The organism is Polaromonas sp. P1_F9 (assembly GCF_056405615.1).
Genome location: NZ_JBFUBT010000005.1, coordinates 16,080 through 38,774 on the forward strand (window position 1 = coordinate 16,080; position 22,695 = coordinate 38,774).

The 22,695-nt window shown below is 63.8% G+C and carries 21 protein-coding genes; 5 read left to right on the plus strand and 16 right to left on the minus strand.

The features are described from left to right. Positions 1 to 80: 80 nt before the first annotated feature. The 4 genes from AC1DYR_RS15875 to creC all read left to right on the plus strand — a co-directional run bounded on the left by AC1DYR_RS15875 (position 81) and on the right by creC (position 3,926). A complete protein-coding gene (locus AC1DYR_RS15875) occupies positions 81 to 827 on the plus strand; it encodes an SDR family oxidoreductase (RefSeq protein WP_477705951.1) in 747 nt (248 codons plus the stop codon). A 151-nt stretch (positions 828 to 978) separates the two neighbouring features. After that, a complete protein-coding gene (locus tag AC1DYR_RS15880) occupies positions 979 to 1,611 on the plus strand; it encodes a MarC family protein (RefSeq protein WP_457281681.1) in 633 nt (210 codons plus the stop codon). A gap of 115 nt (positions 1,612 to 1,726) precedes the next feature. After that, on the plus strand, positions 1,727 to 2,410 hold the full coding sequence (gene creB, locus AC1DYR_RS15885; protein ID WP_477705952.1) for a two-component system response regulator CreB: 684 nt from the start codon (positions 1,727 to 1,729) through the stop codon (positions 2,408 to 2,410). Positions 2,411 to 2,528: 118 nt separating this feature from the next. Then, on the plus strand, positions 2,529 to 3,926 hold the full coding sequence (gene creC, locus AC1DYR_RS15890) for a two-component system sensor histidine kinase CreC (RefSeq protein ID WP_477705953.1): 1,398 nt from the start codon (positions 2,529 to 2,531) through the stop codon (positions 3,924 to 3,926). A gap of 14 nt (positions 3,927 to 3,940) precedes the next feature. Here creC and creD read toward each other — a convergent pair whose 3' ends face one another. The 6 genes from creD to AC1DYR_RS15920 form a co-directional block, all read right to left on the minus strand. Further along, positions 3,941 to 5,317 (minus strand): cell envelope integrity protein CreD, encoded by a 1,377-nt coding sequence (gene creD, locus AC1DYR_RS15895; RefSeq protein WP_477705954.1) that lies wholly within the window; start codon positions 5,315 to 5,317, stop codon positions 3,941 to 3,943. A gap of 266 nt (positions 5,318 to 5,583) precedes the next feature. After that, complete coding sequence (locus AC1DYR_RS15900; protein ID WP_477647965.1) at positions 5,584 to 6,144, minus strand: Crp/Fnr family transcriptional regulator; 561 nt, start codon at positions 6,142 to 6,144, stop codon at positions 5,584 to 5,586. Between the two features lie 13 nt (positions 6,145 to 6,157). After that, on the minus strand, positions 6,158 to 6,772 hold the full coding sequence (locus AC1DYR_RS15905) for an ABC-type transport auxiliary lipoprotein family protein (RefSeq protein ID WP_477705955.1): 615 nt from the start codon (positions 6,770 to 6,772) through the stop codon (positions 6,158 to 6,160). Between the two features lie 95 nt (positions 6,773 to 6,867). Next, positions 6,868 to 7,800, minus strand: coding sequence for an MlaD family protein (locus tag AC1DYR_RS15910; protein ID WP_477705956.1), 933 nt, complete (start codon positions 7,798 to 7,800; stop codon positions 6,868 to 6,870). 34 nt (positions 7,801 to 7,834) lie between these two features. Next, on the minus strand, positions 7,835 to 8,623 hold the full coding sequence (locus AC1DYR_RS15915) for an ABC transporter ATP-binding protein (RefSeq protein ID WP_477705957.1): 789 nt from the start codon (positions 8,621 to 8,623) through the stop codon (positions 7,835 to 7,837). 142 nt (positions 8,624 to 8,765) lie between these two features. Then, positions 8,766 to 9,896: an MlaE family ABC transporter permease gene (locus AC1DYR_RS15920; protein ID WP_477705958.1), complete on the minus strand. Its 1,131-nt coding sequence runs from the start codon at positions 9,894 to 9,896 to the stop codon at positions 8,766 to 8,768. Between the two features lie 373 nt (positions 9,897 to 10,269). Here AC1DYR_RS15920 and AC1DYR_RS15925 point away from each other — a divergent pair, with 373 nt between their 5' ends. After that, positions 10,270 to 12,003 carry a GMC family oxidoreductase gene (locus tag AC1DYR_RS15925; RefSeq protein WP_477705959.1) on the plus strand — a complete coding sequence of 578 codons (1,734 nt, stop codon included), beginning with the start codon at positions 10,270 to 10,272 and terminating at the stop codon, positions 12,001 to 12,003. Positions 12,004 to 12,063: 60 nt separating this feature from the next. Here AC1DYR_RS15925 and AC1DYR_RS15930 read toward each other — a convergent pair whose 3' ends face one another. The 10 genes from AC1DYR_RS15930 to AC1DYR_RS15975 all read right to left on the minus strand — a co-directional run bounded on the left by AC1DYR_RS15930 (position 12,064) and on the right by AC1DYR_RS15975 (position 22,439). Next, complete coding sequence (locus tag AC1DYR_RS15930) at positions 12,064 to 12,522, minus strand: MarR family winged helix-turn-helix transcriptional regulator (RefSeq protein ID WP_457281691.1); 459 nt, start codon at positions 12,520 to 12,522, stop codon at positions 12,064 to 12,066. A 144-nt stretch (positions 12,523 to 12,666) separates the two neighbouring features. Further along, positions 12,667 to 13,659 carry a Bug family tripartite tricarboxylate transporter substrate binding protein gene (locus AC1DYR_RS15935; RefSeq protein ID WP_477705960.1) on the minus strand — a complete coding sequence of 331 codons (993 nt, stop codon included), beginning with the start codon at positions 13,657 to 13,659 and terminating at the stop codon, positions 12,667 to 12,669. A gap of 96 nt (positions 13,660 to 13,755) precedes the next feature. Then, on the minus strand, positions 13,756 to 14,175 hold the full coding sequence (locus AC1DYR_RS15940) for an acyl-CoA thioesterase (RefSeq protein WP_477705961.1): 420 nt from the start codon (positions 14,173 to 14,175) through the stop codon (positions 13,756 to 13,758). A 5-nt stretch (positions 14,176 to 14,180) separates the two neighbouring features. Then, positions 14,181 to 14,966, minus strand: a complete 786-nt coding sequence (locus tag AC1DYR_RS15945) for an SDR family NAD(P)-dependent oxidoreductase (protein WP_477705962.1) — start codon at positions 14,964 to 14,966, stop codon at positions 14,181 to 14,183. A gap of 73 nt (positions 14,967 to 15,039) precedes the next feature. Continuing rightward, a complete protein-coding gene (locus AC1DYR_RS15950; RefSeq protein ID WP_477705963.1) occupies positions 15,040 to 16,302 on the minus strand; it encodes a thiolase family protein in 1,263 nt (420 codons plus the stop codon). A gap of 19 nt (positions 16,303 to 16,321) precedes the next feature. Beyond that, a complete protein-coding gene (locus AC1DYR_RS15955; protein WP_477705964.1) occupies positions 16,322 to 18,178 on the minus strand; it encodes a feruloyl-CoA synthase in 1,857 nt (618 codons plus the stop codon). Positions 18,179 to 18,246: 68 nt separating this feature from the next. Then, entirely contained in the window at positions 18,247 to 19,020 is a 774-nt protein-coding gene (locus tag AC1DYR_RS15960; RefSeq protein WP_477670249.1) for a crotonase/enoyl-CoA hydratase family protein, read from the minus strand. 323 nt (positions 19,021 to 19,343) lie between these two features. After that, positions 19,344 to 20,177 (minus strand): phosphate/phosphite/phosphonate ABC transporter substrate-binding protein, encoded by an 834-nt coding sequence (locus AC1DYR_RS15965; RefSeq protein WP_477705965.1) that lies wholly within the window; start codon positions 20,175 to 20,177, stop codon positions 19,344 to 19,346. Positions 20,178 to 20,428: 251 nt separating this feature from the next. Then, positions 20,429 to 20,890, minus strand: a complete 462-nt coding sequence (locus AC1DYR_RS15970) for a hypothetical protein (RefSeq protein ID WP_477705966.1) — start codon at positions 20,888 to 20,890, stop codon at positions 20,429 to 20,431. A 40-nt stretch (positions 20,891 to 20,930) separates the two neighbouring features. After that, complete coding sequence (locus tag AC1DYR_RS15975) at positions 20,931 to 22,439, minus strand: ammonium transporter (protein ID WP_477705967.1); 1,509 nt, start codon at positions 22,437 to 22,439, stop codon at positions 20,931 to 20,933. Between the last annotated feature and the right edge of the window lie 256 nt (positions 22,440 to 22,695).

Consider the following 22,695-nt stretch of genomic DNA (forward strand, 5'->3'; position numbering starts at 1 on the left):
TGCGGGTTTCACGCAGCTTAAGTTACATTGGTGAATCCCCGTTTTTACCCGGGATTGCCATTTTCTGCAGGAGGTCCGGTTTGTCAAAAGTTGTTTTGATCACAGGCGGCTCGCGCGGCATTGGCGCCGCATGCGCCCTGCTCGCGGCACGCCAGGGTTGGGCGGTGGCCGTCAACTACACCAGCAACTCGCTGGCAGCCGACGAAGTGGCGCGGCAGATCCGCCAGGGCGGCGGCCAGGCCATCACGGTTCAGGCCGACGTGGCCGACGAGGCGCAGGTGCTTGCCATGTTTGAAAAAGTGGATGCCAGGCTCGGCCGGCTGGACGGCCTCGTCAACAATGCCGGCGTGGTCGACCGCACCAGCCGCGTCGACGCCATGACGCTGGAAAGGGTGCGGCGCATGTTCGAAATCAATGTGTTCGGCTCGTTCCTCTGCGCACGCGAAGCCGTCAAACGCATGAGCACGCGCCACGGCGGTGCGGGCGGCGCCATCGTCAACGTCTCGAGCGCCGCAGCGCGGCTGGGCGGGCCCGGCCAGTATGTGGACTACGCAGCCGCCAAGGGCGCCATCGACACCTTCACGGTCGGGCTGGCCAAGGAAGTGGCCACCGAAGGCATTCGTGTGAACGGCGTGCGCCCGGGCATCATCGACACCGACATTCACGCTTCGGGCGGCTTGCCCGACCGGGCCCGTGAACTGGCGCCGCTGGTGCCCATGCAGCGGCCGGGTACCGCCGGCGAAGTGGCGGAGTCGATTGTCTGGCTGCTCGGCGACAATGCGAGCTATACAACAGGTGCACTGCTCGACGTCGCGGGAGGGAGGTAGTGCCCCCACGCTTTTCGCTTCGCGTAATGCGCTGCCCCCCGAGGGGGCGCTGCGCCTGCGGCCCGGCAAAGCCGGTTCCGCGGCCCCTGCTGGAATTTGTTGGGCAGACCGCTTTTGCTCTTGCCACTTGAGTTGCCTCTAAGGAAAAACGATGGATTTCAAACCGCTTGTCACGCTGCTGGCCATCGTCAACCCGCTGGCCATCGTGCCGTTTTTCATCCACTACACGCAGGGTTTCTCAGACGAGCAGCGCCGCCGTACCATCCTGGTGGCAGCCTTTTCGGCTTTTGTCGTTATCGCCATCAGCGCACTGTTGGGCCTGCAGATCCTCGACTTCTTCAGTATCTCGCTGGCAAGCTTCCAGGTCGGCGGCGGCATGCTGCTGCTGATCAGCTCGATGAACATGCTGAATGCGCAACCGGCCGAAGCCAAACCCCTGACCAATGAAATGGAAGACGGCGCCGAGAAGGCCGCGCGCGGCGCCAGCATCGCGGTGGTGCCGCTCACCATTCCGCTGCTGACCGGCCCGGCCACCATGTCGACCGTGGTGATTTACGCCGAAAAGGCACAGACGGCCCTGCAGGTTGCCGCGCTGGTGGGCTACGGTGTGGTGATTGCGCTGGTGACTGCCATCAGCTTTTCGCTGGCCGAGCCGATTGCCCGCGTGCTGGGCAAGACCGGTATCAACGTCATGACGCGGCTGATGGGTCTGATCCTCGCTGCATTGGCCGTTGAGGTGATGGCCGGCGGCCTCGGCAAGTTGTTCCCCATTCTGCGAAGTTAATGGAGCCCCCACGTTCGCTCACTGCGTGTAGCTCTCTGCCCCCCGAGGGGGCGCTGCGCCTGCGGCCCGGCAAAGCCGGTTCCGCGGCCCCTGTTGGAATATCCAGGGAAGTCTGATGGCCAGCGCGCGCATTCTTCTTGTTGAAGACGACCCGGCGATTGCCCGGTCCATCATCTACACGCTGGAGCGCGACGGCCTCAGCGTGACACACAGCCTGCTGCTGGGCGATGCGCGCCGCCAGCTTGCGCTGCAGCTGCCCGACGCCGTGATCCTGGATGTCGGCTTGCCCGACGGCAGCGGTTTCGATCTGTGCCGTGAACTGCGCGCCGCCGGCAGCCTGCCGGTGCTGATGCTGAGCGCGCAGGGCGAGGAGATCGACCGTGTGCTCGGGCTGGAACTGGGCGCCGACGACTATGTGAGCAAACCCTTCAGTCCGCGCGAGTTGCTGGCGCGCGTGCGCAGCCTTCTCCGTCGCGCGCGCATGCCCGTCTCCGCAGCACCACCCGCCGGCAAGACCCCTTTCGAGATCGACGCCGAAGGCCAACGGGCAAGCCTGCACGGCCACCCGCTCAACCTGACGCGCCGCGAGTTCGGCCTGCTGGCCGAACTGTTACGCCACCGCGAACGCATCCGGTCGCGCGACGAACTGCTCAGCGCCGTCTGGGGAGCGGATTCGGACAGCACAGACCGCACCGTAGACACGCACATCAAGACCTTGCGCGCCAAGCTGCAGGAAGCAGCGCCGGAGCATGACTACATCGTCACACACCGCGGCATGGGCTACTCCCTGAAAAAATGAAACACCCTGTTGCGGACTCACTGCGTGTAGCCGCCTCCCCCTCAAGGGGTGGCGCCTGTGGCCCGGCAAAGCCGGTTCCACGGCCCCTGCTGGCACAACCCGTTGTACATCAATAGGTATGCGTCTAGGAATCCGTCTACTGTTCGGTTTTTTTCTGGTCACGGGCCTTGCGGCTTTTTTTGTGCTGCGTGTCTTCATGGCCGAAGTCAAGCCCAGCGTACGCGAGGTCATGGAAGACATGATGGTGGACACCGCCAACATCCTGGCCGAACTGGCCAGCGACGATCTCTCGGCCGGCGCCATCGCCAACGGGCGCTTCGCCGGCCATGTGCGCAACTACGCGCAGCGGCCGATTGACGCGCAGATCTGGGGCCTGGCCAAGCAATCGCTGGACTTCCGGGTGTACGTGACCGACGCCGCCGGCAAGGTGGTGTTTGACTCGGACAATGTGGCGACCGGCCAGGACTATTCGCGCTGGCGCGATGTGGCCCGCACGCTGCGCGGCGAGTACGGCGCGCGCGCCACCCGTGAAGTGCAGCAGGACGATCGCAGCTCCGTGATGTACGTCGCCGCACCGGTGCAGCAGGACGGCAAAATCATCGGCGTGCTGACCGTCGCCAAACCGATGTCCACCATCCAGGCCTTCATCGACCGGGCCGAACGGAAGATTTTCCTAAGCGGCCTGCTGTTGCTGGTGTTGTCGCTGGCCATCGGTGTGGCCGTGACGCTGTGGGTGGTGTGGAGCATTCGCAAGCTGCGCCGCTATGCCAACGCCGTCGGCCAGGGCGAGAAACCCGCGGTTCCGCAAATACCGGGCGAGCTTGGCGATCTGGCCATGGCAGTCGATGCCATGCGCCTGAAGCTGGAGGGCCACGAGTACATAGAAGATTACGTGCGCGCCCTGACCCATGAGCTCAAGAGCCCGCTCGCCGCGATCCGCAGCGCAGGCGAGCTCTTGCAGGACGAGCTTCCCGAACACGCGCGCCGCGAGTTTTCCGGGCAGGTACTGGCCCAGTCCGGCCGCATGCAGGCGCTGGTGGACCGCATGCTCGAGCTGACGAAGCTGGAGCAACGCCATGCACAGGTAGAGCGCGAGCGCCTTGCGTGGGCCGGCTTCCTCCAGTCTTTTGAGCTGGAGACCGGCGCCGGCCGGACCCAGCATGCGATCAAAGTCGTAATCCGTCCGGAACATGCCGACGTGCATGCGGAGCCCGGCCTCCTGGGCCTGGCGCTGAGCAACCTGCTGGAAAACGCGCGCTCGTTCGCACCCGAGGGCTCTGCGATCACCCTGGAAGCGGGGCCAGACTTCATCGCCGTGCAAGATGCCGGGCCCGGCGTGGCGGACTACGCCCTGCCCCGCCTGGGCGAGCGCTTTTTCTCGACCGTGCGGCCTGACGGACACACCAAAGGCTCGGGCCTGGGGCTGGCCATCGTGCGGCAGATCATGCTGCTGCACGGCGGGCGCATGGTGGTGCGCAACACGCAGCCCGGGCTGCGGGTCGAGCTGCATTTCTAACCGCGGCGCGCGCATCACGCGGCCACCTTTGCCGGTTCAGGTTTGACCGGTTCAGCCTGTTTGAACCGTGCGTACCAATCCACCTGCCGCGTCAGCATCATGATGGCCGCAAGCACGGCGAACAAGGCCACTGCACCCAGCAACAAGGCTGTTTGCTCCATCCGCAGCAGCACAAACAACATGCCGTACAGCGTGGCGATGCCCAGGCCAAACGGCAGGCCACGCGACCAGCGTCCCAGCATGTGGCTGGCGTAATAGGTCAGCAGCAGCACACAGGCGGCGGCGGCAATCGCATAAGCAGTTTCAAAGGGCATGTGCTCCGAAAGGCTCACAAGCAACAGGAAAAACATGCTCATGGCCGCACCCACCAGCAGGTACTGGATCGGGTGCACGCGCAGTGACTTCATGAACTCGAACAGCCCCACGGCCAGAAACGTGAGGCCGATAAACAGCAAGCCGTACTTGGTGGCCTTGTCGCTGAGCGCATAGGTGTTGGACGGATCCACAAAGGTCACGCTGAAGGCCTCCACGCAGGGGGCATTAGGCGATCCGTAGCCCTGATTCGGGCAAACGCCCCTGCGTTTTTCCGCATCCCCCTGTGTCACGTTCTGCTGCGCCGTGCTGGCCAGCGAGCTGATGCGCCAGCTGGCTTCAAAACCCTGGTCCGTCACTTTGCGGTCCACCGGGAGAAACTGCCCGCCAAAACTCGGGTGCGGCCAGTTGGAGGTGAGCTGTACCCGGGTGTCGCCGCCTAATGGCACCACCGAAATACTTTCAGTGCCCACGAGTTCAAGTTCCAGTTTCGCCTGCAGCGGCGCCATGCCCATCATGACCATGGACAGCGGCGCATGCACGCCGCGCGGGTAGCTGCCGTAGAAAGTGCCGGGCTTGAGCGCCAGCACCTGCTCGCCGATCTTGACGCTGGCATGGCGTATGCCGCGCGAATCGGACACCGCCATCATCAAGAGTGGCTGGCCGCAGTTCATGCGTGAGCCGGCGTGTTCGGCCACGGGCTTGAGCGCTTCGGTGTCGGTCCATTCGGCCACGATGTCGGCCTTGAGATTAAAGGCCTGCGTCGCATGCAGGCCGCGGGCGCGCGCCTCGAGTTTGCTGCCGCCCTTGACGGTCAGCGAAGCCGGCGCGGCCACCAGGGTGAACTCGCGCCGCTCGGTTTGTACTTTCTTGTCCTCATACTTGACGTCCCACTCCTCGGTGCAAGCCCGGTGGATCAGCGGGCCGGTCAGCGTCTGCGGGCCGGCCAGGCTCTGCGCCACGCTCTGGATGGCGATCTGCCGGTAGGTCTGGCGGTCGTGCACCACGCCGCTGATCTGGAACAGCGCAAGGACCAGCAAAACCACCACCAGGGCCAGCGCGAAGAATTTTTGTTTCATGTCTTCCTTTCGTTTGAACAACGAAGGGAAGTGTGCAAATCCTGTGTGAGGCCAGGATGAACTGCAGCCTGCCTGTGTGAAGTGAGGGTGAAGTGGGAGGTATTTACCAGCGGGCAGCCGCGGAACCGGCTTTGCCGGGCCGCAGGCGCCGTCCCCTGCAAGGGGAAAAGGGCTACACGCAGTGAGCCCGATAGGGGTGTACCAATTTCAGCGCCCCCTTGTAGGGGGGAACGGGCTACACGCAGTGAGCCCGGACGGGGGTGGTTCTATTTCTTGCGAAGCAACTTGACTAGCTGATTGCTGGTGTTGCGCAGGCGCTGGGCCATCATCTGCGTGATCTTGACCAGCAGCTTGGCGCCCACGCCGGGGTGGTCGCGAATCAGCAGGGCAATTTCATGGCGGCCCCAGACGCCAGCCTCGACAGATTCGATGGCGGTGCAGGTGGCATAGCGCGGCTCGCTGTCGAGCATGGACATGTCGCCTATTGCCGCGCCGCTGCGCACCACGGCCACGCGAGAGACGACCGGTTCCGCGCCAGCTTCGGCCTGCGCCGCTTCGGCCGCCGATTCCAGGCGTTTGGTCACATCGACCGTACCCTTGAGGATCAGCATCATCCAGTCGCCGGCTTCGCCTTCGCGGATCATCACCTGCCCCGGCTCGGCGCGAACCAGCAGCATGGACGCTCCCAGGATGTCGGCTTCGGCGGGTGTGAAGTCCTGCAGCAGCTGCGAATTCTGCAGCAGGTCTGGGCCGTAAGCGCTCAGCTGTTCGCAGCAGCCGAACACATGCAGCCCGGCGGCATCCAGTTGTTCTTCCAGCGTTTTCATGGGGCAAGGCGTTTCAGCGCGCAGGGGTTTGCTGCAGCCATTGGTCCAATTCCTCGATGGCGGCGTCGGTGGCTGCCGTGAGGGCCCGGACGCCGCCGGGAGCGTCGTTGCTGGGCGCAGGACGCTGCACGATGACATTGCGCTGCCCCACCAGCTTCTCGCCTGCGGGGGTGATTTCGAGCAGCGTGGCGCGCAGGCGGATCAGGCCGACGCTGACGTTCGGCGCCGTAAACAGGTGGCTGAACTCTTCAAGGTCCAGGCGCAGCAGCAGCGGCAGCACCGCGTTCTGGCTGCGGTTGAGGGCCACGCTGGAACCGGCGCTGAACACGGCGCGGCGCTGGCCAAGCTGTTCGCGCAGGCGCTGGCGCACCAGTTGTGCGGGCGGCATGCTCCAGCGCGCCTGCGAGTACGGCCGCAGCTGCTGTGCGTCGGTATACGCCAGCCGGTACAGCACCGCCATATTGTCGAGCGCGCCGCCGGAGGTGGAGACGTCGTCAAGCGCCAGCGGCGGCAACGGCGCCTGCCGCGTGCTGGGCTGAATGGCCAAAGGGCCAGGACCGAAGTCATACATGGTGGCCCGCGTGGGTTTGTCGGGCAGGCCCGAGCAGCCGCTGACCGCCAGCGCCATGAATATCAAGGAAAAGGCGCCTACAGCCCTTGATGGACGGGCGCAAGCAGCTATTGAATTAATAGCAAATGAGCAAGTTCTGAAAAAATCGAATGTCATTTTTTCTCTCCGTTGGCAGAAAAACCGGGCTCGCCCGGACCGGGCACCGGTGGACCGTTGCCGAAAATCAGTGACTGCGGGTTGTCATCTACCGCGTTGACCGTGCGGCGCAACTGACGCATGGTGCGGGCCGTTTCGTCGGCCACTTCGCCCAGCTTGGGCAGCGTGCCGGCGCTGAAGGTCTCCACCCCCGAGGCCAGCGCCGCGCCGCCTTCGGACAGCTTGTCGAGCGGCCCGCCTTTTTCACTCAGGCGCGTGGCGGTGGCGCTGACGTCGTCGGCAGCCGTCCTGACGGATTTCAGCGTGGCCGTGGCATCGCGCGACAGGCCCGGCAGGCTCGCCACGGTAGGCTCCAGCCCTTTGGCCACACGGTTGATGCCGCTGGCCGCTTCGCCGAGTTGCGTGATGGCGGAAGTCACTGCCGCCTGGTTCTCGTCGGACAGCAGTTTGTTCAAACGCGTGCTGGCTTCTTCGACCTGGTTGAAGATCACTTCGCTTTGCTTGAGCAGTTTGTCCAGTCCGCCCGGTTTCAGCGGAATGCGCGGCGGGTCGTCGTCGTTCACCGCCAGCCGCTCGGCGGACTTTCCGTCGTCGTCGAGCTGGATGAAACCCAGCCCCGTGACACCTTGCGATGCCACCGTGGCAAAAGTGGATTTGGTGACCGGGGCGCTGCGGTCGATCGAGACACGGATCAGCACATTGCCCTTGACCTTGGTGTCAAACCCGATGACCTCAACCTTGCCGACCGGCACGCCGCGAAACCGCACTGTTGCCTGCGGCTGCAGGCCCGAAACAGTTTCGCTGGTGCTCATGTCGTACAGGTCGCGCTCGGTGTTGTCGCGCGTCAGCCAGATGGCCAGCAGGGCCAGCAGGGCGGTCACCACCAGCACAAATGCGCCGGCGGCCATGGCATGGGCTTTGTTTTCCATAGTCAAGACCTCTCTTCAAATTGAGGATGTGTGCTCATACGGTGAAAGGGTATTCGCGCAGCAGTTCCATGGCGCGTTGCCCTCTTTCTCCGAGGAAAAATTCGTGGATAAACGGATGCGGAAATGCCACCACTTCCTTGGGCACATCGTTAACGATGACTTTCTGCTCGGCCAGCACGGCGATGCGCGTGCTGAGCTCAAAGAGCGTATCCAGGTCGTGCGTCACCATCACCACCGTGAGCTCCATGTCGCGATGCAGCGAACGCAGCAGCGAGACAAAACTGTCGGAGCTTTCCGGGTCCAGGCCCGCAGTGGGCTCGTCGAGCAGCAGCAACGGCGGGTCCATGATGAGGGCGCGCGCCAGGGCCACGCGCTTGATCATGCCGCCCGACAGATCGCTCGGCATCTTGTCGGCCGTGTCGGGGGCCAGGCCCACCATTTGCAGTTTGACCATGGCCGCTTCGTAGACCAGTGTGCGCGGCAAGGTCTTGAGCTCACGCAACGGAAAGGCGATGTTCTCAAGCACGGTGAAGGCGGAAAACAGCGCACCCTGCTGGAACAGCATGCCGACACGGCTGGCCGCTCCACGCTTGCCGAGTTCGGCGGCCGGCCGGCCCAGCACAGTGATCTCGCCCTGGGTGGGTTTTTCCAGCCCCAGTATCTGGCGCAGCAATACGGTTTTGCCGGTGCCTGACCCGCCCACCAGCGACAACACCTCGCCCCGCTCCACCGTCAGGTCCAGGTCCTTGTGCACCACGGCCTTCTTGTCGCCGTTCTGGAACACGGTCCAGAGTTTTTTGATATCGACGATAGGTTCGGTCATGGGAAAACCGCCTCAGAGACGATGCTAAGCGAGTCGGGAGAAGGCCAGCATGAGCCGCGGGACTGGCTTTGCCAGACCGCAGGCGGACGGCCCCCTCGGGGGGCAGCGACCCACACGCAGTGGGGAAACGTGGGGGCTACATTCATATGCCTACGCTCTTGAACAATACGGCGAACAATGCGTCAACAAGAATTACCACCGTGATCGACGTCACAACTGACGCCGTGGTGCCCTGCCCCAGGCTTTCGGTGTTGGGTTTGACGCGCAGGCCGTAGTGGCAGCCGACCAGCGCAATCAACACCCCGAACACAACGGATTTGGCCGTGGCCAGCGTGAGATTGGCCACGTCCACCGCGGCCGGCAGCGAATTGATGAAGTAGGACGGCGTGACGTCCATGGAAATGTCAGCGGCCAGCATGCCGCCCAGCAACGCCGCGATGGTGGTCCACACGCTGATGAGCGGCATCACCACGGCCAGCGCCAGCGCGCGCGGCATGACCAGGCGAAAGCCCCGCGCGATGCCCATGACGCGCATGGCGTCGAGCTCTTCGGTGACCCGCATGACACCGATCTGCGCGGTGATGGCCGAACCGCTGCGCCCGGCGATCAGGATGGCGGCCAGCACCGGGCCGAGTTCGCGGATCAACGAGATGCCCAGGATGTTCACGATGAAGGCGTCGGCGCCGAACTGCCGCAGCTGCTGCGAAATCAGGTAGGCCAGCACCACGCCAATCAAAAACCCCACCAGCGCGGTGATGGGCAAGGCGGTGGCGCCGATATGAAACAGGTGGCCCGACAGGTCACGCCAGGGACCTTCCTGCGGATGCCTGAAAAGCCGGATGATGTCGAGCAGCAGCTGCCCGATCAGGCGGACCAGACCTTTGAGGTGGTCGACCAGGCGCAGCACCCTTGTGCCGAGCAGGATAAAGGGCTCGGTCCAGTCGGGCTTGCGGGGTTTCGGCGGATCCGCACTGAACTTGGCGACGGTTTCGAGCACCGCGCGCTGGCTCGCATGCACTTGCAGTTGCGCAGGCCAGTCGCGCCCCCAATGGTTCCACAGCACCTGCGCCCCCAGGTGGTCAAGCTTTTCGAGCGGCTCCAGATTCCAGCCGGCCGATTGGGCTGCGTCGCCCTGCAGGGCTTGCAGTTGCGCCGTCAAACCTTGCCAGACTTCCTGGGCCGTGAGGCCGGCTGCCGTCCAGGCACCGCGAACGACAAACAGCCGGCCTTGCGGCGTGTCCTGCTGTTCGATGCGGGGCGTGGATTCTTCCATGTGCATTCGGTAAAGGCGTCCGGTGGTGCCCGGCGCTTGCCGGCAGTCTGCAATGACGGGCGGCGCCCGATTTGCAAAACAGTCATGGTAACTGCAGGAAACACAAATACACAGCCCAAAAACGCGCTATCGCCTTGGTCCTACAACCCGCCGGGACCCCGTGCCGGAAGGAAAGGCCAGCGGGTAATCCCCGCCGCAGGGATGGCGCCGTTTTTGCCACAATCGAACCACTGCCGCGCGGTCAGCCTCGCGTTAGGCTGGGATGGCAGGATGGGAGCCTGCGGCGAAGGAACACTGAAGGAACACTGCCAAAACAGCACGGCTACCCGGCCCCTCAAAAACACACGGCTGAAAGCCAAGAGACAAAACATCCATGCAAGACGACAGCCAGGTCTTTGACTACATCATCGTCGGCGCAGGCACGGCAGGTTGCCTGCTGGCCAACCGGCTGAGCGCCGATGCGTCCAAGCGTGTCTTGCTCATTGAGGCTGGCCGCAAGGACGACTACCACTGGATCCACATCCCGGTAGGCTACCTGCACTGCATCGGCAACCCGCGCACCGACTGGCTCTACAACACCGAGCCGGACGCCGGCCTCAACGGGCGGGCACTGCGCTACCCTCGCGGCAAGACGCTGGGCGGCTGCTCCAGCATCAACGGCATGATCTACATGCGTGGCCAGGCACGCGACTACGACCAGTGGGCCCAGCTGACGGGCGACATGGCCTGGCGATGGGACAACGCGTTGCCGCATTTCAAGCTGCACGAAGACCACCACAAGGGTGCCAACGCGATGCACGGTGCGCGCGGCGTGGCACCCGAGCTCATGCAGGACAAGAGCCAGCCCTACCAGAAGCTGCTGCGCCACCACAATTCGGGCGGCGAATGGCGCGTCGAGAAACAGCGCCTGCGCTGGGACATCCTCGATGCATTTGCCGAAGCGGCGCAACAAGCCGGGATCCCGGCGACTTCCGACTTCAACCGGGGTGACAACGAGGGCGTCGGCTACTTTGAGGTCAACCAGAAAAAAGGCTGGCGCTGGAACACCGCCAAGGCCTTTCTGCGTCCCGCCTGCTATGCCCGGCCCAATTTTGAGCTGTGGAACAACGCCCAGGTGTGCAAGCTGGTGGTTCAAACGCAGGCCGATGGCAGCCAGCGCTGCACCGGCGTGGAAGTGTGGGCCGGCGACGAGCGGGTGACGGCGCATTCGACACGCGACTCGGGGCACATGGGAGAGGTCATTTTGTGCGCAGGCAGCATCGGCTCGCCGCAAATCCTGCAGCTTTCAGGCATTGGCCCGGCCACCCTGCTGCAACAGCACGGCATTCCTGTGTTGCAGGACCTGCCCGGCGTGGGCGCCAACCTGCAGGACCATTTGCAGATCCGCTCGGTCTACAAGGTGCACGGCGACCAGCGCTGGGGGCTGTCGCTCAACACCATGGCCAACACGCTGTGGGGCAAGGCCCGCATCGGGCTGGAGTACGCATTGAAGCAGACCGGTCCCATGAGCATGGCACCGTCGCAGCTGGGCGCCTTCACGCGCTCATCGCCCGACCAGCCTTACCCCAACATCGAATACCACGTGCAGCCGCTGTCGCTGGACGCTTTCGGCGAGCCGCTGCACAGCTTCAACGCTTTCACCGCCAGCGTATGCAACCTCAACCCGACCAGCCGCGGTACCGTGCACATCAAGAGCAACCGCTTTGAGGATGCACCGGCGATTTCCCCCAACTACCTGAGCACGGCCGAAGACCGGCAGGTGGCCGCCGACTCCCTGCGCGTGACCCGCAAGATCGTCGGCCAGGACGCGCTGGCCAAATACAAACCCGAAGAATTCAAGCCCGGCGTGCAGTTCCAGACGGATGAAGAACTCACACGGCTGGCGGGCGACATTGCCACCACCATCTTCCACCCGGTGGGCACGACCAAAATGGGCAAGGAAGACGACCCCATGGCGGTGGTGGATTCGCACCTCCGGGTCCGCGGTGTTCGCGGCCTGCGCGTGGTGGATGCCGGTGTGATGCCGCTCATCACCAGCGGCAACACCAACTCGCCCACGCTCATGATTGCGGAAAAGGCCGCCGAATGGATTCAGGCTGGCATTTGAAGGCAGCGCTGTGCCGAAGCTGCCCGAATGCCTCTGGCAGTACCGCCCCTTCGAAACAGATCAAAGATAGATTTTTTGCAGAAGACGCACCAGCGTCTTCTTTTCCGCCGCGCTCAGCCGCTCGGTGGCATCTGATTCGAGGCTGGTGGCAGTGCGCTCGGCCTCCCGCATCAGCGCCTCGCCTGCCTCAGTGAGGTACAGGCCCACAGCACGGCCGTCCTGCGGGTGCGGCTTGCGGTGAACGAGCTCGCGCTTTTCCAGCGTGCCGATTTTCCCGACGAGGTTGGGCGGCAGGATGCTCAGCGCACTGCACAGCTGGCGCGAGGTGATGCCCGGGTTGTGCGTGATCAGCGACAGGATTGAAAAATCCACGTGACGGAGGTCATACACCGCCATCCGTTTCATGAACAGTTCAATGACCTTGAGCGACGCACGCGTGGCGTTGTAGCCAATCAGGGTTTCAAGGTAGGAGGTATCGACTTCTTCGACAGCGGGCGCTGGTTTGAGGGACGCTGGCATAGGTGGTCAGGAAGCTTTCGTCATCGGGCAATACGGGCCGCCGCACGGCATGCGGCCAGTCCAGCCCCGATTATGCCAAGCGGTGCCGATCCATGGTCGGGCGCCTCAGGGCGCCCGGCATCAGTCATTGGCGCCGCGTTCTGATCAGGACTCGGCGGTAAAACCGATTTTCTTGATCAGCGGCCCCCAGCGGTCGAGTTCGTGCTTCTGGCTGGTCGCCATGTCCTCTGCCGTGCCGCCGAAGGGAATCAGGCCCACCACCGTCAGCGAGTCGATGACGGACTTGTCCTTGATGGCCGCATTGATGGCCGCGTTGGCGGTGGCGATCACACCGGCCGGTGTTTTAGCCGGCGCATAAAAACCGAACCATTCCTCCACAGTCAGGTCGGCAAAACCCTGCTCGGCGAAGGTCGGAACTTCCGGCACAAAGGGTGAGCGCTGCTTGCCGGACGTTGCCAGGATGCGCAGCTTGCCTGCCTTGTGGTTGGGGATGAAGTCGCCGTGCGGTGTCACCATCGCGGCGAGCTGGCCGCCCACCACATCGGTCACGCCCGGCACGGAACCGCGGTATGGCACATGCTTGAGCTCCACCTGGTTGTTCAGGCCCAGCAGCGCGCCGATAAAGTGCGGGGTGGATCCCGCCGCGGGTGAGCCATAACTCGCATCCTTCGGGTTGGCCCTGGCCCATACCAGGAAGTCCTGAACCGTCTTCACCGAAGCCGGCACCAGCGGCCCGACCGCCAGCCCATGGTGAATCATGGAAGCAGTGCCCACGGTCACAAAATCGGCGAACGGGTCGTAGGCCAGCTTTTTGTAGATGTGCGGGTACAGCGACATGCAGGAAAACGGCGACATGGCGATGACGGAGCCGTCCGCCGGCGCCATCTTCAGCGTCTCCAGCGCGATGCGGCCGCCGGCGCCGGCCTTGGTGTCCACGATGGCGTTGTTCTTGGAATAGGCGGTGCCGCCCATCCTGTCACCGACGCGGCGCGCGCAGATGTCGCCCGCACTGCCGGCGGGGAATCCGTAAATGATCTTGACCTGCTCCAGCGGGCTCGCATGGGCAGAGAACGGGGCGAAGCCGGCGGCTGCGGTGAGCGTTGCGGCTGCCTGCACAAAATGACGGCGTGTTTGCATGAAATGTCTCCTTTTTTAATGATGTCCAACGGGTCGAAAAAACAAAACCGAAATCAAAAACTGAAAGGCAGAAACAAAAACGGAACGCCCGAAGCGTCAGCTGCACAGGGCCCGAATGTCTTGCGGCACGGCAATGGCCTTGATGCGCTCAGGATTCTCCGGACGGCGGATGCAGAAGGCCCGGGTTTCACGGCCTTCGCAGATCAGGTCATCACCGCGTTTGATCACATGCTTCTGGATGAAGACCTTGTCGCGCCATTCCTCAATGCTTGTGTGAATCTGCAGCGTCTCACCATAGACGGCAGGCTGGCTGAACCGGGTATTGATCTCGAGCAGCGGCGTGCCGATGATGCCGGTGGTCTTGACAAGCTCACGCCAGGTCGGCACGCCGCACTTGACGAAGAAGTTCAGCGACGAGGCGTCCATCCACCGCGAGAAATTGGGAAAGAACACGATCCCTGCGGGGTCGCAGTCGCCAAACGCAACGCAAACTTCGTAAACAACGGTCTTGCTCACGCTGTTCACCTTGGCGCCATGCGCAATGCGCCATCCAGCCGGATGACTTCACCGTTGAGATGGTCGTTGGCCACGATGTGCGCGGCCAGCTGGGCAAACTCTTCGGGCTTGCCCAGGCGCTGCGGAAAAGGAATACTGGCGGCCAGCGAAGCCTGCACCGCTTCGGGCAATTGCTGCATCAGCGGCGTCGCGAACAGGCCCGGCGCCACTGTACAGACGCGGATGCCGTGCTGCGCCAGGTCGCGCGCCATCGGCAGTGTCATGCCGACCAGGCCGCCCTTGGAGGCGCTGTAAGCCTGCTGGCCCACCTGGCCGTCAAAGGCCGCCACCGAGGCCGTGAACATCATGACGCCGCGCTGGCCGTCTTCCAGCGCGGGCAGTTTGGCGCAGGCGGCCGCAAACAGGCGGCTGGCGTTGTAGGTCCCCACCAGGTTGATGGTGACGACTTTGGCGAAGTCTTCGAGCGGCGCGGGGCTGCCGTCTTTGGCCACCACGCGCCTGGCCGAGCCGATGCCGGCAATGTTCATCAGGATGCGGGCAGGGCCATGCGCGGCTGCGGCCTTTTCCAGCGCGGCTGCGAGGCTGGCGCTGTCGGTGATGTCGCACTGGCACGCCACTGCAGTGCCGCTTCCGTGCGTAGCGCAAATGTCGGCCGCGACTTTTTCCGCACCGGCGAGATTCACGTCCAGCACGGCAACCCTGGCGCCCAGGCGTGCCAACTCGCGGGCAGTGGCTTCGCCCAGCCCCGAGCCGCCCCCCGTTACCAGCGCCGCAAGTCCTTCAATCTTCATGCCTTGTCTCCAGATCGGTTGCTATTATTTTTATAGCCGCTTGCGCTCGTCCGTTGTGCGCTGCAGCCACTATTTACTCAAGAAACTCTGCCCCCTCGGGGTTTTCAAGCAACAGGGCAATGCCCTGCCCGCCGCCCACGCATGCGGATGCAATGCCGTAACGCACACCCGCGCGTTGCATTTCACGCGCGACGGTGACCGTCAGGCGGACACCGGTGACCGCCAGCGGGTGACCCATCGCGATGGCGCCGCCATTGACATTGAGCTTGCGCAGATCGAGGTTCAGTTCACGCGCCACTGCCAGCGTTTGCGCGCCCTGGGCTTCGTTGATCTCGAAGCGGCCGATCTGGTCCAGCGTCAGGCCGCAGCGCTCCAGCAGCAGGCGAATCGCCGGCGCGGGGCCTATGCCCATGATTTCAGGCGGCACACCCACCACCGCGGCAGCCACGACACGTGCCAGCGGTTTTTTTCCATGCGCTTTCACGTACTCGCCCGAAGCCACCACGGCAGCAGCTGCCGCATCCACCAGCGCTGCACTGTTGCCGCCGGTCTGCACCCCGCCGGCGTGAACCACCCGGAGTTTGGCCAGGACCTCGACAGGGGACAAACGTGCGTGGGTGTCCTGTGCGACTTCCGTGACTTTGCCCTGCAGGCGTATGCCGCGCGTGGCGTAGCCGGCGAGTTCAAATTCTTCCGTGACCACCGGCACAATTTCACCGGCGTGAAAACCCGCCTCGCGGGCCGCCACGGCTTTGGCGAACGAGCTGGAGGCAAATTCATCGACGGCTTCCCGCGTGATTCCGTATTTCTTCGCCAGGTTTTCCGCGGTCTGGATCATGTCGATGCCGGCTGCGGAGTCCTTCAGGGCCTCCCACATGAAGTCCTTGAAGCCGACGGGTGCACCCAGCTTGAAGCCGGTGCGGTGTTCGAAGGCGGCGATCGGATTGCGCGTCATGCTCTCGGCGCCGACGACCAGCGCCACGCTGGCGGCTCCGCTCTGGATCTGCTCACCGGCCTGGCGGAACAATTCGAAGCCGGTGCCGCAGATGCGCTGCACCATGATGGCCGGCACCTCCACAGGCACCCCGGCGTAAAGGCCGATATGGCGCGGCAGCATGAACTGCTCGAAATCGCCCGGCGCCATGTTGCCGGCAATCACCGAATCGATATCGCTGCCACTGACACCGGAGCGCTGGAGCACGGCGCGTGCCGCCTTGATGCCGAGGTCGGTGGGGGAGATATGGCCAATGGCGCCACAGTAGTCGACCATGGGCGTGCGGATGCCGTCGAGCATCCAGACGTCTTGGAAAGCGGAGAAAAATCCTTTGGATGGCATGGTGCTTGTGCGTCGGGTTTTATGGTGCGGGTTTGACGATGGGGTGCGCCGTGTCGTCGTGCAGGGCTACCACCAAAGCTTCGCGGTGCGTCAGCACGGCGCGCTGGTTGATGGAGCCTTTGTCGGTGACTTCACCCTTGTCGAATGAGGGCGGCTCATGCATCAGGTGCAGGCGCCGGATGCAGCTGGCGCTGCCGGTCGCGCCCTCTGCGAGCTTGTTCATCATCTCCTGAAAGTGCGCCACCACCTGCGGGCTTTCAACGGCCTGGCGCAGCGGCGCATCGGGCGGCAGTCCGGCCAGCGTGCGCACGGCGGGCGTCGGGAAAACCAGTGCGCCCACTTCCTTGAGGTTGATGCCCGTGAGTACCACGTCCTGCACGTAAGGCGCTCCCGCAGCGACGATCTTTGCGCGCAGCGGGCCCACACTGACAAAGGTGCCCGTGGCCAGCTTGAAGTCCTCGGCGATGCGCCCGTCGAACTTGAGCCCGAGGTGAATGTTGCCCTCGTCAATCCATTTGACGGCGTCCCCGGTACAAAAGAAGCCCTCTTCGTCAAAGGCTGCTGCCGTCTCCTGCGGTGCGCGCCAGTAGCCGGGCGTGATGTTGGGGCCCTTGTAGCGCACCTCGGTCTTGCCGTCGGTGTCCACCAGCTTGAGCTCGATGCCGGGCGCGGGCACGCCGAGGTCGCCGGCTTTCACGTTAGGGTTGGTCACGAAGATGGCGAACGGCGCGGACTCGGTCATGCCCAGGCCAGTCGCCATGACAATGCGCTCGCCCACTTCCTTTTCCTCGGACTCGTACAAGCTGTCCCACACGGGCTGGGCCAGCGCAGCGCCGGCATAAAAAAACATCTTCACGCGCGACAGCAGCTTGCGCCGCAGCTCCGCGTCCGCCTTCATGGCATGGGCGATGGCCTCAAAGCCGGTGGGCACGTTGAAGTAGACCGTGGGAGCAATTTCGCGCAGGTTGCGCAGGGTTTCGTGCATCAGCGCTGGGGTCGGTTTGCCGTCGTCGATGTAGAGCGTTCCGCCGTGGAACACCACCATGCCGAAGTTGTGGTTGCCGCCGAAGGTGTGGTTCCAGGGGAGCCAGTCGACCAGCACCGGTGGCTCGTCCTGCAGCACCGGCATGGATTGCGCCATTTGCTGCTGGTTGGCACACCACATGCGCTGGGTATTGATCACCGCCTTGGGCATCTTGGTGGAGCCGCTGGTGAACAGGAATTTCACGATCGTGTCCGGCCCCGTGGCCTGCATGGCGCGGTCTACGGCATCCGTGGCCGGCGTTGCAGCCAGTTCGGCAAACGCCGTGGTGGCGCGCCCTTCGACCTGCCCGGTAGCCAGCACCACCTCGACGTCGTCGCCGATGGCTGCGTTGATGGCCCTGGCGTAGCGGGCGCCGTCGGCGGCAAACACCAGGCCCGGCGTCACGGTCTTGAGCACGTGGCGCAGCTTGTCGTAGTCCTGACTGACCAGACTGTAGGGCGGAGACGTCGGTACAAAGGGCACGCCGGCCAGCATGCAACCCAGCGCCAGCAACGCATGCTCCAGGTCGTTTTCCGACAGGATGACCACCGGGCGTTCGGCACTCAGGCCCCGGTCAATCAGTCCCTGCGCGATGTTGCGGGCCGAGACCCAAGCTTCGGCATAGGTCACATGCCGCCAGTCGCCTGTTTTGCCGTCGGCCAGCTTTTCACGCCGCGCCATGAAGGTGCGGCCGGGTACGCTCTGCGCCCAATGCTGCAGGCGGTCGGTGATACGGGTCGGGAAGGCTTGCAGGGCCTGGTCTGCGCGCAGGTAGCGCACGCCGGGTACGCCGTCGCGCAGGACCACACGGGTCACGCCAAAGGCCATGGGACGAAATTTCGGGGCGCTCATGGTTGTCTCTTCTGTTTTGTCTTCTGTCTTTTTTCTGGATGTCTCTCTCGCCTGCCCGCCCGGCCTGGTCAGCCCTTCTGGACCTTGCGGGCCTTGCCGTCCAGGAAGTCTTTCACTCGGCTCTTGGCTTCGGGTGCGCTTTGCGCCACTGCGGCCATCAGGGCCTCGGTGAAGAACCCCTGGTCTGCCGGTTGCTCGGCAATGCGCGGCAACGCATGCATCAGGGCGTAGTTGGTCAGCGGTGCGTTTTCTGCCACGCGAGTGGCCAGTTCAAGGGCTTTGGCGAAAGCCTGGCCCTCGGGCACCAGGTATTGCGCGATGCCTATGCGCTCACCGTCCACCGCGTTGTAGACACGGCCGGTCAGCATCATGTCGGTCATCCGTGCGGCGCCGATCAGCCGCGGGATGCGCACCGCACCGCCACCACCGACAAAGATGCCGCGCGAGCCTTCGGGCAGCGCGTAGAAAGCGCTTTCGTCGGCAACCCGGATATGGCAGGCACTTGCCAGCTCCAGCCCGCCGCCGACCACGGCACCGTGCAGGGCCGCGATCACGGGCACCGGGCCGTACTGCACCCGCTCCAGCGCTGCATGCCACATGCGCGAATGGTGCAGGCCCTGGCTGGCGTCACGCTCCTTGAGTTCGCTCAGGTCCAGGCCCGCGCAGAAGTGGTCACCCTCGCCGCAAAGCACGGCGGCTTTTGTTTCGGAAGGGAGGCTTTCGAACAGGTTACGCAGTGCCAGGATCAGGGCGTCACCCAGGGCGTTGCGTTTGGCGGGGCGCGCCAGGCGGACCACGGCGACATTGCCGTGCATTTCGAGATGAAGGTATTTTGGGGTCATGTGAAGTGTGTTTCCGGAAACCAATTATGGTTATGAATAATAACTATTACAACGTGATTAGGCCTTTTTTTTCTAGTGAAAACCCTAGGGCGTACCAAGGCATGTTTGCACGGCGGACTCACCGGCCCGCAAGGCAATCTGCAGGAGGAAAACCTGGATGAAGGATGGCTTTCCCCGCAGGGGATGAAGAAAATTGTGTCGCCCGGCAGACGGCGATTCGGCACACTGGGGGTGTGCCACTGCTGACGCTGGTGCGCTTGTGGTCAGTCAGCCGCGGCGCTGCGGCAAAGCCTGGGGCCGGCAACAGTCAGCAAAAGGCTGGCTCAAATATTGAGCCACTTCAGCAGCTCGCGCATGCGGGCTTCCGACGTGGTGTCGAACTGCTCGATGCCGATGCGCTTGAGCACGTCCTTGCCGGCATCGCTGGCGGGCAGCGCCAGCAATTCCTCCTGGATCGCCTTGAGCTGTTCGGGCTTGACGCGTTTATGGGCCACCAGCGGAAAGTAAGGCTGCGCCACGCTCTTGTGCAGGATGCGGCCGCCGTCTTTTTCCCATTTTTTGCCGATGCCCGAGTAGGAAGCAACACCGCCCACATCGGCAAACTTGTTGTCCAGGTAGAACCCGACGGCAGCCTGTTCGCGCACGAACTGCACGTTTTCCTTGTCCACCAGGATGCCTTTGTCCCTGAGCTCTGCGGCACAGAAGCGGGACATATAGGCGATTTGCTCGGGCAAGGCAATCCGCTTGCCCTTGACGTCGTCGATGGTCTTGAGGGCCGAGCCCTTGGGCGCAATGATGAAGCACTGTCCGTCAGGCTTGGTGCTGGCGATATAGCTGTAACCGTAGTCGCGCATGCCGCGCGCCGGGTAGTCGCTCGGGCGCGCCATCACCAGGTCGAAACGGCCGGTCTGCATGCCTTCTTCCAGCTGCTTGAATTCGCGCGCAAACACCACGCTGACCTTGGCCTTCATGGCCTTGCCGATCACCTCGGCCAGCCCCTGGTATTTGGCAATCACCTGGGCGTGGTCCAGCCCGCCCGAAGTGCCTTCGCTGATGCCCAGTATCAGCTGCTGGGCCTGCGCCTGGGCATTTGCCGTGCCCATACAAAACTGGCTGCACGCCAGCACCAAGGCCCCCAATATCCAACTCCTCAGCATAAGCCCCTCCTTATATATAGAGCTCACGCATGCTACTGCGTGTGTCCGGCGCTGGCTAGCGCAATTTACCCCTGTCAACTTTTTCCACCATCCTCATGACATGGTGGGTGCCCGCCTGCATTTACACCCCGATGACACAATCGGAAGATGCCGCAGACCACCACCGCAGAACCGGCTTTGCCGGGCTGCAGGTGTTGCCACCCTGAGGGGGGTTCCGGCTACACGCAGTGAGCCGAGACAGGGGCTACAAGTTATCGCAGGCCCTTCACATAGCGCGGCGCGTTCGGGTCGCGCTGGCGGCGCTCCCGCGGCGACTCGCCCTCGCCGAAGATGGCGCCGAATGTCGACTCGATAAAGCCTGATTCAGGATAGACCTCTTCCTCGGTATCGATCGACCGGGCGCTCTGGCGGTCGGGCACAGGCGCCGGGGCAAGCACCGGCTGGCTGCGCTCCTTCACCACTTCGGACACCAACTGCACAAGCGGCACGCGCGCCTTGGGCTCGGGGGTGGCCATGATTTCTTCCAGCCGGTCGGCCCACACCGCCAGGTCCACGTGGCCGTCTTCGGCGGCCTTTTCCCGCGCAAAACGCGCTATTTCGGCGGCGTATTCCTGGTTGCCGGCCATCCATTCGGTGTCGGTCACGCGGCCGGTTTTGCGACGCAGCAGAACATGCAGGTGGGCTGCAATGGCGATTTTTTCACTGGAAGGCATGGTGCGCTGTCCTTGAAATTGGAATCCCGTGGTCAATCAGTCAGGTGCCCAGCCGCTCGGCGTGCTGGGTAATGTCCAGGCCATCGCTTTCCGAGGCTTCGCTGACGCGCAGGCTGACGATCAGCGAGGTGACCCACAAGGCCAGCGCCGTCATGAACAGGCTGTAGAACATGACGGCGCCGGCGCCGATCGCCTGGGTCACCAGGCTGCCCTCGACACCGGAGATGGCCTTGCTGGCAAAAATGCCGGTCAGCAGCGAACCCACAATGCCGCCCACACCGTGCACGCCGAACACGTCCAGCGAATCGTCGGCGTTGAGCAGGCGCTTCAGGCCCGTAGCGCCCCAGTAACAAGCGAGCCCCGCCACAAGGCCAAACACCAGGGCCGCGCGCGGCGAGACAAAGCCCGCCGCCGGCGTGATGGCGACCAGTCCGGCGACCAGGCCCGAGCACAGTCCCAGCAGGGAAGGACGCCCGCGAACAATCCATTCGGCCGCCATCCATGAGAGCGCGCCCGCGGCCGCCGCGATGTGCGTGACGGCCATCGCGAGGCCGGCCCGGCCGTCGGAGGCCACGGCGGAGCCGGCGTTAAAGCCAAACCAGCCGACCCACAGCATGCCGGCACCGGCCATCGTCAGGCCCAGGTTGAAAGGCGTAAATGGTTCACGGCCGTAGCCGTGACGCGGCCCGAGCGCATAGGCACAGACCAGCCCGGCAATACCGGCATTGATGTGCACGACCGAGCCGCCGGCAAAGTCCAGCGCGCCCATGCGTGCCAGCCAGCCATTGGGCTCCCAGACCCAGTGGGCAATGGGGGCGTAGACGACGACGGTCCACAGCGACATGAACACCAGCATCGCGGAGAACCGCATGCGCTCCACAAACGAGCCGACCACCAGCGCGGCCGTGATGATGGCAAACGTCAGTTGGAACATGGCGTAGACCGACTCGGGAATGTTGGGCGCGATATGGCTCACGGCCACCTTCTGCGCGTCCTTCACGTAGTCCAGCCCGGTAAACCAGAGTCGCTCGGGACCACCCAGATAATGCCCAAGCGCACCTTTACCAGGCGTGAAAGCGATGGAGTAGCCCACCGCAAACCAGAGCAGGCTGACAACGGCACAGATGGCGACGACGCAGGCCATGACGTTGAGCACGCTTTTCCTGCGCACCATGCCGCCGTAGAAAAGGGCGATGCCGGGCAAGGTCATGAGCAATACCAGTGCGGTGGAGGTCATCATCCAGGCGGTGTCGGCACCATTGAGGGTCTCCACGCCGACCAGCCCTGGCTGCGTCAACGGTGCCGGGGCAGCCGCAGGAGGCACAGGAAGGGGCGCAGAGGCGGCAGCCGCCGGGGTGGCAAGAGGCGCAGCAGGAGCAGTGGCAGGTGTGGGGGACGGCGCGGCCTCCGGAGCACTGGCTGTCACTGCTGCCGCAGGGGAAGTGGCGGGAGATGCGGCGGCGGGTGCCGCAGTCTGTGCAAGGGCTTGCTGACATGCCAGGCCCAAGCATAAAGACATACCCAAAGCCAGAAATCTGTTCATATGCATACGGTGCCCGCCTGTTCATTCAACCAACAATTGGTAACAACAGGCATAAGTCGTGCCAATACTGCAGTAGCTCGTGTGATGGGGCTGCGACGGAAAATATGTACAGCAAAAGTGCGCAGCAAGGTCGTACGGCGCCCCAAAATCCGCCGCAGGCACAACGGGCAGCCCAAAGCCCAAGGGGCGGGAAACCCCCAATGCACTAGGACAGTGCGCCAGCTATATTGGATGACTTGCTGACGAGCCTAGCTGCTCGCAA